The following is a 13,228-nucleotide window of genomic DNA, read 5'->3' as shown; positions in this document are numbered from 1 at the left end:
TTTATTTTATCTCGTAGGCTTGCTGCATTGTTACCCAGTTAAAGTCTTTAAGCAGCTTTTCTACTTTGCCTTCCATTCTTGACAAGTTGATGTAGTGACGAGCTTTAGACTTCCATGGTGCAGAATTAAATTTTGGTTGATCTGCATCTATCTCCCAAGGGTGAAAATAGAAACTGTATGGCGCACTTTCAGATTGCATGAACTCAGTAATACGGCGTTTGGATAACCAATAAGGATAAAGACGAAAATAACCGCCACCACCAATCCCAATATTTGTTCCTTTCTTACGAACTGTTGGTATTGGAATCTCTATCAGACCATTCTCACGTTTGTATTTAAAGCGCGGCCAATCTGGTACACCATAGAGATCGTGGTTGATTGGATAAGTACTAGAAGAATAAACAAAGCCGAGCTCCTTTAGGATATTGTACGCCCACGTGTTCGAATCGTTAATTGAAAAACTCGGAGCTCTATAGCCTTTTAACGCCACACCGCCTATATCTTCAAGAATCTCTTTGCTTTGCTTAATATCATTGAAAAGCTCTTGCTCGGTCATCGTTGTAGCGCGTTGATGCGCTAGTCCGTGGCTCGCCAGCTCATGACCTTCACTTACTATCCGTTTGATAACATCTGGGCAGCGCTTCGCCACCCAGCCTAACGTAAAAAATGTCGATTTAACGTTATTTTGAGCAAACAAATCTAGAAGGCGATGGGTATTATCTCCCACTCTCAAGCCGATCGAATCCCAATCGCTTTTGTTTACTACGCCTTCAAAAGCAGAAACTTGAAAGTAGTCTTCCACATCTACTGTCATGGCATTGAGTCGATTATCTAGCTTCATGATTATCGCCCTTTGCCAAACAGTACAATTTCAACCGTACGGATAAGTATCAAAATATCTAACAGCAAACTTTGGTGTTTTACATAATAAAGATCGAACTTAAGCTTTTCCATAGAGTCTTCTACGCTGGCGCCATAAGGGTAATTGAGCTGTGCCCAGCCAGCTAAACCTGGTTTAACGTTATGACGCTGATTGTAATAGGGCACTTCGCGTACAAGCTGCTCTACAAACTGAGGTCTCTCTGGACGAGGTCCGATAAATGCCATTTCACCTTTAAACACATTTAAAAGCTGTGGTAATTCGTCTACGCGGTACTTTCTAATAAAGTGGCCAATACGAGTAACGCGATCATCATTCTTGCTTGCCCATTTAGCGCCATCTTTTTCTGCATCAGGTCGCATACTTCTGAATTTAATTATTTTGAAAAGCTTTCCGTTTAACCCCACTCGCTCTTGCTTATAGAAAACGGACACACCTGTACGTCTGCCATCATCGCAATAAATAATGAATGCGGTAATCAGCATAATTGGCCAAACAAAGAGGAATATGATGAACGCTAGGAACGCGTTGAGGGTGTAATCTAGCGCGTCTCGCAAATAATTCTGGCTCTGAAATCCATTGGAATAAATGACCCAACTTGGGTACATCAGGTTTACCACTATTTGCCCTGTTTCTCGCTCCATGAAATCTAAAAGCTCGGTAACTTCAATCCCTCTAAGCCTGCAGTCAAAAAGCACTTCTACAGGAAGCGTTCCACGACGTTGGTCGCAAGCGATGACTATTTCTTCTATTTCATTATCTGCAATGAACTGTTGAAAACTCTCGTCTACCTTAAGATGAATAATCTTCTCTTTTCGAATTCCGTCTTCGCGATTGTCTCCTGGAATTGGGATGAACCCTACAAGCTCAAACCCAATTCTATCCACATCTCTGCGCATACGCTTTTCAATAATTGAAGCTCTTTCCCCTGCCCCAAGGACTAATATGCGCACTTTCCCTAGGCCTAACAAGCCAAGACGGTTTGTGAAATACCTGAAAACAACTAAGGTTATAATAATTGAACAAACCGATGCCGGCAGGAAATAAGAATCCATAACCAAGTCATCAAAAAATGCTCGACTTAGCACTTCGACTAAAAAATAACTCAGTCCCACGCTTACGAATATGCGACGGATGATACCCCGAAAAGTTTCTCTTAACTTCGCTTCATACAACCCAACGGATAACGAACACAACAATATTGAAACTGTAAGCATTCCTACGTTGATTATCAGTTTTTCCACCGCCACATTTGGCGACATTCCAATTTGCGTAAGGATAAAGTGAGAAATATAACCCATGTAAGCAATGAGCAACGCTTCTGTTATTACTAGTATATTTGAGCGTTTATTTTGATTGCGCTTGTTTACTGCCACCCCTGGCCCCCTAAAACTGCGGCGTTTTTCCCATCATAAAGGGATTTATTCCAATAGACTACAATTGTTATTGGCATTATAGTGACATTTACCGTAGGGTAAACGGCAAAAGCCATAAATTAACCATAATGAGTGTAGGATGATCTCTTATGTTCCGCTTTAAAAAACTAATAACGTGCTGTGCTCCACTTTTACTTATCGGTCTTAATGGTTGCAGTAACACTGGCACTCTGCCCGAAGCAACTACCCGACCTTCACTAACTACCAATGTTAATGATTACCAATATTTAATTGGCCCAGGTGATTCCCTAACTATTTTTGTTTGGAGAAACCCAGAGGTTTCTGGCAATTTTATTGTTCGACCGGACGGAAAGGTGACCACTTCTCTAGTGGAAGATATTGATGTGGCTGGTAGAACGCCAACAATGCTTGCAAGGGAAATAGAAGAACAGCTTTCTACCTACATAAACAACCCGAGAGTGACGGTAAGTGTGAACAATTTCACTGGTCCTTTGAGTGAACAGGTTCGCGTGATTGGTGAAGCTACAAATCCAAGTGCTGTAAGTTACTCCGAGCACATGACGTTACTGGATTTAATGATAGCCGTAGGTGGTTTAACGGAATTTGCAGACGGAAATAACGCGAAACTGGTTCGAGTAATCGCCGGAAAACAAAAAACGTTCGAAATAAACATTGACGATTTGATTAGAGATGGTGATATCTCAAAAAATGTCGATATGCTACCTGGTGATATTGTAATTATTCCAGAAGCTTGGTTCTAGTTGTAAAGCAGTAAACGGAACAAATAATAAAATGCAGGACTTACAACAAACGCTAATCCAAATTCTTGATTACATTAAAGGGGTTTGGATTAAAAAGCGTTACGTGATTATTTTTTCATGGCTTATCTGCCCTATTGGCTTTTTATATGTTGCCAGCCTTCCCGATGTCTACTCTTCAAAAGCCCAAGTGTTCGTAGATACTCGCTCGGTTTTACAGCCATTACTGAAAGGATTAGCAATTCAGACTAATCCTGACCAAGAGATTCAAATGATGGCCAAAACATTACTCAGTAGAAGTAATGTAGAGAAAATTGCTCGAGAAAGTGACCTTGATATAACGACGCAAAATGAAGATGAGTTTGATGACTTGGTCAACAGGCTATCCAATAGCATACAGCTGAATAAAACTGGTAGAGATAATATTTACAATATAACGTATTCCAACCAATCTCCCAACACAGCTCAACGTGTGGTTCAAGAAACGCTAGACTTATTTGTCGAAGGCGCACTGGGTAATAACAGGAAGGATACAGACACCGCTGGTAGGTTTTTAGATGAACAAATTGCGGAGTATGAATCGAGACTTTCAGAATCGGAACAGCGTCTGGCTAATTTTAAGAGACAATATAATGATATTCTCCCGCTAGCCGGGACATATTATTCAAACCTACAGACTTTAAATAATGAACTTGAAGCTACTCGATTGCAGATAAGGCAAACTCAGCAACAAGTTGATTCACTTAAAAATCAAATCGGTAATGTAAAACGAGCTGACAGTTTTAGTGTTACCAATCAGAATGACTCAGTTTTACAGACACGATATGACGAAAGAATAAAAGCGCTAGAGGAAGAACTAGATAGACTATCTCTTCGATTTACAGATCTTCACCCTGACGTCGTTGAATCACGAGCTTTATTAGAAAGTCTTGAGAAGTCTAGGCAAAAAGAGATAGATGCCTTCCTAAACGCTGATGAAAGTAATAATACTCAACCTTTAACGGAACTGAACCGAGAGATTAAGCTCGAAGCCAGCCGTCTAGAGAGCCAAATTGCATCCCTTCGTGTTAAAGATAGTGATTTGCAAAGAAAAATTGCAGAACTCGAAAGTAAAGTAGACCTGATTCCTCAGATTGAAGCAGAATCCTCTGCATTGAATAGAGATTACGATGTTACAAAACGAAAATATGAAGAACTTTTGTCACGAAAAGAATCAGCAGACTTATCTCGAAGAGCTGATGTGTCAGCAGAAGACCTTCAATTCAGAATTATAGAGCCCCCGCTTCTTCCCAAGCGCCCTTCAGGCCCCAACAGGCTAATTTTTTACACTGCAGTGTTAATTTTGGGTTTCGGTACAGGAATTGGCATCGCATTTCTTATAAGCCAACTTAATCCTATTTTGATTAGGCCTAAGCAGTTACTCAATGTGTCAGATTATCCTATATGGGGTACTGTAACCCACTTGAACATTGAGCAAATAAATAAAACAAACAGAAACCGTCTTTTAGTGTTTCTGCTTTCCAGTGGTACTATTTTGGCAATGTACGGCGCCTTGGTCGCCGCTGAAATTATGAATATAGATTTGTTTGGAGGGCTTCTTTAATGAAAAATACAATTGAGAAGGCACTTCAAAAACAAAAAGAGGCGAAAGCAGCAAGTCATAAGACTTCGTCTACAGAAAAAATTGAAGACGCTAGTCATTCAAACGCGCCTGAAGAGTCGAAGGTATCAATTGACAAACCTGCACCCGCAGAGCTTCCTGTTGAAACCGTAATTGCTGAAGAAAAGGAATTTATCAATAAAAAAACTCCACTTGACGAGTTTGTTATTGATTTCGTGCGACTTGATAAGAACGGACATATTTCGCTTAACGGTGAGAGAAAACAAATTAATGAAGAGTACCGAGAAATAAAGCGTAAGCTTTTAGCAAATGCTTTTGGTTCACTAGCGAAAACCCTTCACAACCCGAACATTATTATGGTTACCAGTAGTCGCCCTTCTGAAGGGAAGACATTCACTGCAACCAACCTGGCGATGAGTATCGCATCGGAGCAGGATAAAACCGTACTTCTTGTGGACGCCGATGTACTTAAGCCTAATGTATTAAACACTTTAGGGTTAGAGCGTCGTAAAGGGCTAATGGAATACTTGACCGGGGACGTTGACGATATTTCAGATGTGCTGTACCCAACCAACATCGATAAGCTGAAAATTATTCCTGCTGGAAAATCGCACCATTTGTCTACCGAACTGCTAGCAAGCCAGAAAATGCATGACACTGTTAATGAATTTGCAAATAGATACCCAGATCGAATAGTTATTTTTGATACGCCTCCTCTCATTGGTATAAACGAGAGTGCTATTCTCGCTAATTTCGCTGGCCAAGCGGTTGTTGTCGTAGAAGAGGGCAAAGCGAAGATAGGCGATATTAAAATGTCTGTGGAGCGATTGAACCCAGAGATGGCCATAGGATTTGTAGTGAACAAGTCTGTACATAACGACACCGATGGAAGCGGATATTATGGGTATTATTACTCAGAGCGCAGCGAATAGGCGCAATACAATGCCTAAAAGAAGAATAATAAAGCCGACACTTGTTGCTGCAGCCGTCGCAACAAGTCTACCTGCTTTTGCAAAACTTGACGTGAATGCTGTTGCCACAGCCGAAACCATCTACCAAAGTGTCGATACTGAGGAAAATGGAAACCGTTCACTTACTACAGTAACTGTGGCGCCTAAAGTAAACGCTACTTATCAAACAAGAACATTTCAAGGGTTATGGTCCGGTACATACACCCATCTGGAACGCGATAACGACGATGCTAGCCAGCGCCAAGATTATGCAGAGTACAGCTATTCTGCTCAGTGGGAACCTCTTGAAAATTTATTATCTTTTCAAGCCGCTGGGGCATTAAGCTATCAGAATACTAATGCTTCAAATTTTCTGGTAACAGATTTTATTGCTAATTCTGACAGCTTGGCAAAAACACGCTCCAACAGACTCTCATCAACGCTGACACTTGACCAAGGCGACTGGGTAAGAGGACAAGGCACAGCCTCCTACTCAGATACAGCTTCAGAACGGTCTTTGACTAACAGCAATGCTCTCGATAATGATAGTTATCAACTGAGCGGCAAGTTAATAAACGGTGATGAAGCCGAGTATTTCATTTGGTCAGTTACGGGCACTTATCAGAATACTGAGCGAGGTCAAGCAAACAATGGTGACTTTGAATCGAGAACTGGTGACGGTTATATAGATACTCGAATTTATGGCGACTGGGCCATTCGTTTGACTGCAAGGCACGAAGCTAACCAAATTTCAGACAGAGATGACACGAACAGTTTGGTTAGGGAGTTTAATTCTTATGGGGTGGGGTTAACTTACCGTCAAGCTGAGAATCGCTATATATCGTTAACGGCCAATAAGAGTGATTCCGATCTAGGGGAAGACGATGGTGAAACATTCGTAGGTGTTGATATGCAATGGGCACTGAGCACTCGCACACGGATTGCTGCTACTTACGGGCGTCGTTTCTATGGTGAATCGGCATCGGCAAATATTAGCTACAATTCCAAATACTTACGAACCTCGTTCAGCTATTCGGAAGACGTTACTAACACCTCTCGCTTGTTAGCTGATCCAGAGAACTTAGGCGTATTTGTTTGCCCAGCTTCATCGACATCCATTGCTGACTGTTTTCAGCCCAATAGCTTAAGTTATACACCCTCCGCGGGAGAGCAATTGGTGCAGCTTACTTCACAAAATCTAGAGTTTGATGACAACATCATTCTGCGAAAAAGTGCAAATTTTCAAGCAGGTTATGACTTTTCTAGAATTACCCTCGCTTTTTCTTGGCGATATGCCGAAGATGATTACTTAGACGAAGATAGACTAAGACGCACCTACTCTTTCGGTACAAACGTAGCCTATAAAATTGGTAGCTATACCAACATAACTAGCAGTATTAACTACGCCAATATCACAGGTCAGGGTGCAGAAGACGTATTTAGAGGCGAAAGCGACAACTGGAATGCATCCATTGGTTTAGAAAGAAAGTTCGGTCGCCGGTTAAAAGCAAGTATTGATGCTAGGTACCTCAAGCAAGAGGGAGATTTGAATACAGGCATATCTCAGTTTGGTAACAACTATACCGACCGACGCTTAAGCGCATCTATTACCTACACCTATGACTAATTCACTGAATTTTTCAATCTACCGGTTGTAGTTTGTAGGCAGTACTAGTCAACTAAACTAAAAAAAAGCGCCCGATTTTACGTTAGTAAAAAGGCGTTTTTTTTGTTTATCAAATGATGGTGGCTACAAAGAAAGTATCACTCTTTCTTATCATCACTCTTAAGTCGAACATACGTTTTGAACTTCTTTTTCATAAGTTTATCGACGTATTGCGTCATTTTCACTTTTTGTGAAATGGCGTCATCTAAAGCATCAACTAATTCAGCTAACATATCCAAGTAGTATTTGGTGTCGCGAATAACATTGCCTTTAGGTGTCATGATAGTTTGGCTTTCAGGGTGGTCAGCAAAGCCCATATGCTCCGTCACTTCTGCGCCCGTTTTGTCAGGCTCAAACATTTCGGCTTTCACTTCTTCAATTACTTCATTTACCGCGTCCGCGTCAAAGTTCTCTAGTTCCTCTAAAAAGCCATAGAGCATTACCCTGTCCATTAGGGTATTAATTTTACGAGGGATACCGCGAGAGAACATGTGAATTCGTTCAAACGCCTCTTCACTGAATAACTGTGAGCCGTTCCATCCCGCATGGTGCAATCGGTACTCAATGTATTCTTTGCACTCTTCCAATGAAAGCGGAACGAGATGGCAAGACGCCACAATACGTTGCCTAAATTGCTCCATATTCGGTGCGCGTAAAATAGGCTGCAGTTCTTCTTGCCCCAGCAAAAAGCTTTGAATCAACGGTTTGCCGTTCAGCTGAAAGTTACTCAGCATTCTTAATTCTTCAATGGTCTCTAACGGAAGGTTTTGCGCTTCATCAACCAATAGTAAGGCGCGGCGACCCGCTTTGTTTAGATCGTATAAGAAAATTTCAAGCGCTTTTAAAATATCGGCTTTTGAGCGACCTTCCGTGGGGATATCAAATTTAGACGCGACCATTTTTACCAGTTCATCTGGCGACAGCTTTGGCGTAACTATTTGAGCTGCCGCAATGTCGTCTTCAATTTCTTCAAGCAAGCTGTTTGCTACGGTAGTTTTCCCGGTTCCAATTCCGCCGGTAATAACAATGAACCCTTCAGCTTGAGAAAGTCCATACTGTAGATAAGACATGGCGCGTTTGTGCCATTTACTTGCGAAGAAAAATTCTGGATCTGGGGTTAACTGAAACGGTTTCGAGTTAAGTCCATAATAACTTTCGTACATGCAATTTACCGTTTTTCCATTAAAAATGTGCGTTCGAAAACATGAGTGCGAACACGTGAATTCGAAACAGCGCGCTTATTCTCGTATATATGGTAACCAACATCGCGCGATTATCGAAGTAATATATTCACGCCCAGTCTTAAGGGCTGGTTGATCTATGTTGTACAGCAAAGGTCAACAAGCACTAGTTAATTCTGCTAAGATAAAGCTACGAGAAATTTCTATACATTGAATTACATTGGCACAAAGTATATCAGCCAACGAAGGCAATACCCACCAGGGAAGAACAAAAGCTACGTGGTATCTCTACTTAGTTGAAAATAAGCTTGGCCAACTCTACACAGGAATTACCACTAACCCCAAGCGCCGCATAGCGCAACACCGAGGAGAGTTAAAAGGGGGCGCCAAGGCCTTAAAAGGTAAGGCACCACTGACCTTTAAAGCCATATTCGAAATGACTGACAAGTCACATGCATCAAAGCTTGAATATGAGGTAAAGAGAATGAGCCGCCCTCAAAAAAACGGGATTATTCGTAAAGGGCAACTCAATGAGCTAATGTGTATGAAAACCCAATTTGAAGATTAAGACATTGGGTTGCGTTAGGTTCGTTATCCAGAAAAGAGTATTCCCCTACCCGCCTAAAACACCATTAATGATCATGGCGTTTCCTATGCTAAGTGTAAACCCAAGTGCAGCTACACCAACGTTATGCTGTTGATCGACTTCCTGCCGGAAATTCATGCCAAATAAAATAATTTTTTTGCTCGCTAGTACCAAAATATGAAGTGCGATTGCTAGGCCAACACTAACAACCAGCCAACCTGTTATATTGCTCACGTAGCCTGATGGGTTATAAATGAGTAAATTCTTCGCTGCCGACACAATCATAGCAGTTCCAAGTAAATTACCAGTGTGCTCGATAGCGAGTGCTAACTGCCCCTTCTCTAGCGCTCCTTGAAATGAGTCGTTTTGATTATCTCTTGCATATCTAAACTCTAAAATACGCGTCATAACAAGCAACATGGTCAGAACTACGGTAAAGCCGGTCACAATAGCAATGATTGCGTTCATGTCGCTGCCATCAACCCACACCATAATATTGCGTAAAACAATTGCGCTTGCCACCAAACTAGCCGCATCAACCAGCGCCACACTCACACTCCTTTCGGCAATCATCGCGTGCGTATCAACTTTATTAAGTACTAATTTATCGTGAGCGAAGCGTCCGAACTTCACCAATATAATGCCCACAATGCCGAAAGTTACCATTCCAATCGCCGCTTCTTTATAACCCACGCCAATATGACGACCAACAACCGAGCTCAATACTATGCACAACGACAGCATGCCTCCCGCAATGCTTATCCCAAATGCGAAATTATCTTTAACACCCAGTTCTTCTGTTACCGAGTATTTCCTAAATGCGCCTGTCAGCCACTTCATAATCATTAGCAGTACTAACGCAATTGCGACATCCATAGCGAGATATATCAGCAGTTCTTGCGTTAGAGGTACTAGTTTTACTAAGGCTTCCACGTTATCTTTGCTCCTTGAACACACAAAGTTCTTCTGATTAGTTTTTGATGTAGTTTCGAAAAATCAGTGATGGCTAATTGAATAGCGTTCATCTAATACAAACTTGTACAACGATGACATCGAACTTGTTCAGATTTATTTTAGTTAGGGCTAAATGACCTGTAGATCACACCCTGGGTTAGCAGGCACTTAACCACATTGAATGCAGAGCTGCACGTTAGCGCACTTAGCAGACCTTGTTTTGAGTACTTGCAATGGCAATTGTGAGTATTCAACCGTAAAACACGAGTGATATCTCATAAGACGCGAGCATTATGCCAACAGACAACGAAAATAGCATGACAAACGTAGAACTTGCCGAAAAATTTTGGCAGCAGTTGTTAACAGCGCCAGCAATTAGCGGAAGTGACAGAGCCGTAATTGAGGCTCATTGTGAAACACTAATGCTCTCCTTCACGCGCTCCTCTTTCTTGGCTGAGACATTGATTCAAAACCCTTCATTTGTTTCTCGCATCGTTGAGCCTTATCAACCCCTTGAGAAAAGTGAAACGCTTCAATCTCTTGGCAATACCATGTCATCTGACTATCTCGCAAACCTAGAAAATGAATTGCACAACGTCGCCAGCGAAGATGACTTACTGCAAGTGTTGAGGAAATTTAGAAATAAAGAGATGGCGCGGATTACTTTCCTAGACGTTTTGAACAAGCAACCCATCGAAATATCACTTATGCAGGTTTCAGCATTAGCTGATGTACTTATTAACGGTGCGTACCACTGGCTTTATCAACATTTAGCAGCGCGCTATGGAAAACCACAAAGCCATAACCAAGACATGCACATGTATATCTTGGGTATGGGCAAATTAGGAGGAAAGGAACTCAACTTTTCTTCTGATATCGATTTAATTTTTACGTACCCGGAAAAAGGCGAAACCCAAGGCGGTCGAAAAAGCGTAGAGCATCAGCAGTTTTTTACCAAACTAGCACAAAAACTTATCCAAGCATTGAACAAAGTGACTAATGACGGTCAAGTCTACCGCGTCGACATGCGTTTACGCCCCTTCGGCGATTCTGGCCCCCTTGTGATGCATTTCGCGGCACTTGAAGATTATTATCAAGACCAAGGTCGACACTGGGAGCGCTTTGCCATGGTAAAAGCGCGGGTGATTAACGATAATAATTCGCAAGATGTGAAATGGTTAAAGAGCATTTTGCACCCGTTTACGTTCCGTCGTTACTTAGACTTCACCACATTAGATGCCCTTCGTAACATGAAAAAGCTGATCGCCACAGAAATACGCAGACGCAGACTGAGTAACAATATAAAACTCGGCGCAGGTGGCATTCGTGAAGTGGAGTTTTTTGCCCAAAGTTTTCAGTTGATTCACGGAGGACGAGAGCCAGCATTACAAAGTAAGTCATTACTTCGCACGTTAGACGCATTAACTGAACTCGATATAGTCGAACGCGATGTAACGCAACAGCTAAAAAGTGACTATTTATTCCTAAGAAAAGTAGAGCACACGCTTCAACAAGCTCAAGATCGCCAAACCCAAACTCTTCCTGAGTTAGCTTGGCAACAAGCTGCGCTTACTGAAGTCATGGGTTTTGATTCTTACAGTGAATTTTTAGTGCATTTAGATACTGTAATGGCGCGTATTCATGCCCATTTCAACGAGTTAGTAGAAGAGTCTCATGATACGCACTCAGAAGAAGACCAGCTTTTTACTGCCTGCCAAGATGCGTGGCGTCTTTCATTGCAAGAGGGTGAGTTTACTGAAACCTTTGGCGAATACCTGTCTGCTAGCGATATTAAAGGCATATATTCTATTCTTGTCGCCTTCAAGGATAAGCAACGCAATTATCGCATAGGCCAAAAAGGTGAAGACACGTTAAATAAGTTGCTTCCCGAAATTTTGTTTGTGCTCATCAACCAACATCCAAACTACATCCCACACGTACTCGACCGTTTACTTGGTGTTATAGAAGCGATTACTGGCCGAACCACTTACCTTGACTTGTTACTTGAAAATCCGGATGTACTAAAACAGTTAGTAAGGCTATGTGAACGAAGCGACTGGATTGCTCAAGAAATTAAGCGCTTCCCGTTACTATTAGACGAATTACTCACGCCGTTATACCTCGGTCAGCAAAATACCGATATCCATACCAGCAAGCAGGAATATCAGCTGGAACTGCGTGAAATCATGCTTCGTATTGAACAAGACGATGTTGAAATGCTTATGGATGGGTGGAGGCAGTTCAAACTTTGCCAACAGCTTCGCATAGCCGCCAGCGACATCAGTGAATCACTACCTATAAACAACGTGAGCGATAAGCTTACGGTACTAGCTGAAGTGATATTGGAGAACGTAGTAGATGCTGCCTGGATGCAAATGCAACAGCGCTATGGCGTTCCAGCACACCTAGAGGGAACTGACAAAGGATTTGCCGTTATCGGCTATGGAAAACTAGGCGGGTATGAATTAGGTTACGGCTCAGACTTAGATTTAGTGTTTTTGCATAATGCTCCTCGCGGCATAAGTACAGACGGCAAGAAGTCTATTGAAGCGCAACAGTTTTACATTAAGTTGGCGCAGCGCATCATGCATCTTCTCAATACGAAGACGTTGTTTGGACAATTATACGAAACCGACTTGCGTCTACGCCCTTCTGGAAATGCGGGATTGTTATGCTGCCATATCGATGGTTTCGAGAAATACCAGACCGAAGAAGCATGGACTTGGGAACATCAAGCGCTCGTTCGTGCAAGAGCAATTTGCGGAGCCCCTCGCCTTTTGAATGACTTCACGCAGGTAAGAAGTTCCATACTAACTCGCTCTAGAAACGCTAAAACGTTGGCTGACGATGTGTGCAAAATGCGTTTAAAAATGCGGGAGCACTTGCTTTCAAAGGAGAACGACAAGGTAGACTTAAAGCAGTGTGTAGGTGGTATTACCGATATTGAGTTCATGGCTCAATATCTTGTACTCGCTAATGCAAAGTCACAGGCTGCCATGACAGAATATCCTGACAATCTTCGCATTTTTGACGCCGCAGCTAAGAGCAACATTATTGATGTCGCCACTGCGCACAAACTGCAAAAGGCGTATTTAAAGCTGCGAGAGCAATACCACCATTTAACGTTAGCTGATACCAAGTACGCAGATCAGAGCGAAGAACTAGATGCCATACGAGAACAAGTAACCATTCACTGGAATGCACTATTTGGCACGTGTAGCGGCTAGGCGATGAA

10 protein-coding genes are annotated in these 13,228 nt (G+C 42.1%); 6 read left to right on the top strand and 4 right to left on the bottom strand.

All coding sequences use genetic code 11. The features are described from left to right. Position 1: 1 nt before the first annotated feature. Both NO989_RS11205 and NO989_RS11200 read right to left on the bottom strand, forming a co-directional pair. Positions 2 to 841 carry an XrtA system polysaccharide deacetylase gene (locus NO989_RS11205; RefSeq protein ID WP_342287824.1) on the bottom strand — a complete coding sequence of 280 codons (840 nt, stop codon included), beginning with the start codon at positions 839 to 841 and terminating at the stop codon, positions 2 to 4. Positions 842 to 843: 2 nt separating this feature from the next. Beyond that, positions 844 to 2,256 (bottom strand): TIGR03013 family XrtA/PEP-CTERM system glycosyltransferase, encoded by a 1,413-nt coding sequence (locus tag NO989_RS11200; RefSeq protein WP_014977095.1) that lies wholly within the window; start codon positions 2,254 to 2,256, stop codon positions 844 to 846. Between the two features lie 149 nt (positions 2,257 to 2,405). Here NO989_RS11200 and NO989_RS11195 point away from each other — a divergent pair, with 149 nt between their 5' ends. The 4 genes from NO989_RS11195 to NO989_RS11180 are packed head-to-tail and all read left to right on the top strand — an operon-like array spanning position 2,406 to position 7,233. Further along, on the top strand, positions 2,406 to 3,038 hold the full coding sequence (locus NO989_RS11195) for an XrtA/PEP-CTERM system exopolysaccharide export protein (RefSeq protein WP_014977096.1): 633 nt from the start codon (positions 2,406 to 2,408) through the stop codon (positions 3,036 to 3,038). 31 nt (positions 3,039 to 3,069) lie between these two features. Beyond that, on the top strand, positions 3,070 to 4,638 hold the full coding sequence (locus NO989_RS11190) for an XrtA system polysaccharide chain length determinant (RefSeq protein ID WP_069944660.1): 1,569 nt from the start codon (positions 3,070 to 3,072) through the stop codon (positions 4,636 to 4,638). Further along, complete coding sequence (locus NO989_RS11185) at positions 4,638 to 5,588, top strand: XrtA-associated tyrosine autokinase (protein WP_069944661.1); 951 nt, start codon at positions 4,638 to 4,640, stop codon at positions 5,586 to 5,588. Before NO989_RS11190 ends, NO989_RS11185 begins: the two co-directional genes overlap by 1 nt. Beyond that, the gene (locus NO989_RS11180; RefSeq protein WP_371342536.1) at positions 5,557 to 7,233 is read left to right on the top strand and encodes a TIGR03016 family PEP-CTERM system-associated outer membrane protein; all 1,677 of its coding nucleotides are present in this window, start codon (positions 5,557 to 5,559) and stop codon (positions 7,231 to 7,233) included. Before NO989_RS11185 ends, NO989_RS11180 begins: the two co-directional genes overlap by 32 nt. 137 nt (positions 7,234 to 7,370) lie before the next feature. Here NO989_RS11180 and NO989_RS11175 read toward each other — a convergent pair whose 3' ends face one another. Continuing rightward, positions 7,371 to 8,435, bottom strand: coding sequence for an XrtA/PEP-CTERM system-associated ATPase (locus tag NO989_RS11175; RefSeq protein WP_156078657.1), 1,065 nt, complete (start codon positions 8,433 to 8,435; stop codon positions 7,371 to 7,373). Between the two features lie 238 nt (positions 8,436 to 8,673). Between NO989_RS11175 and NO989_RS11170 the strand changes: the two genes are divergently transcribed. Beyond that, positions 8,674 to 9,021, top strand: a complete 348-nt coding sequence (locus tag NO989_RS11170) for a GIY-YIG nuclease family protein (protein WP_371342535.1) — start codon at positions 8,674 to 8,676, stop codon at positions 9,019 to 9,021. A gap of 45 nt (positions 9,022 to 9,066) precedes the next feature. On the opposite strand, the gene NO989_RS11165 is transcribed toward NO989_RS11170, so the two are convergent. Beyond that, the gene (locus NO989_RS11165; RefSeq protein ID WP_061486281.1) at positions 9,067 to 9,972 is read right to left on the bottom strand and encodes a DUF350 domain-containing protein; all 906 of its coding nucleotides are present in this window, start codon (positions 9,970 to 9,972) and stop codon (positions 9,067 to 9,069) included. A 314-nt stretch (positions 9,973 to 10,286) separates the two neighbouring features. On the opposite strand from NO989_RS11165, the gene glnE reads away from it, so the two are divergent. Beyond that, positions 10,287 to 13,220, top strand: coding sequence for a bifunctional [glutamate--ammonia ligase]-adenylyl-L-tyrosine phosphorylase/[glutamate--ammonia-ligase] adenylyltransferase (gene glnE / locus NO989_RS11160; RefSeq protein ID WP_371342534.1), 2,934 nt, complete (start codon positions 10,287 to 10,289; stop codon positions 13,218 to 13,220). Positions 13,221 to 13,228: the final 8 nt, after the last annotated feature.

It is taken from the genome of Alteromonas sp. DY56-G5, from assembly GCF_041414725.1.
Classification (GTDB): Bacteria; Pseudomonadota; Gammaproteobacteria; order Enterobacterales; family Alteromonadaceae; genus Alteromonas; species Alteromonas macleodii.
Note: the sequence above shows the minus strand (reverse complement) of the source record. Positions and strands in the feature narration are given on the sequence as shown.

Excerpts from the sequence above, each read along its gene's own strand:
- glnE (WP_371342534.1), top strand. The coding sequence starts at position 10,287 with ATGCCAACAGACAACGAAAATAGCATGACAAACGTAGAACTTGCCGAA.
- NO989_RS11195 (WP_014977096.1), top strand. The coding sequence starts at position 2,406 with ATGTTCCGCTTTAAAAAACTAATAACGTGCTGTGCTCCACTTTTACTT.
- NO989_RS11180 (WP_371342536.1), top strand. The coding sequence starts at position 5,557 with ATGGGTATTATTACTCAGAGCGCAGCGAATAGGCGCAATACAATGCCT.
- NO989_RS11175 (WP_156078657.1), bottom strand. The coding sequence starts at position 8,435 with ATGTACGAAAGTTATTATGGACTTAACTCGAAACCGTTTCAGTTAACC.
- NO989_RS11185 (WP_069944661.1), top strand. The coding sequence starts at position 4,638 with ATGAAAAATACAATTGAGAAGGCACTTCAAAAACAAAAAGAGGCGAAA.
- NO989_RS11190 (WP_069944660.1), top strand. The coding sequence starts at position 3,070 with ATGCAGGACTTACAACAAACGCTAATCCAAATTCTTGATTACATTAAA.
- NO989_RS11205 (WP_342287824.1), bottom strand. The coding sequence starts at position 841 with ATGAAGCTAGATAATCGACTCAATGCCATGACAGTAGATGTGGAAGAC.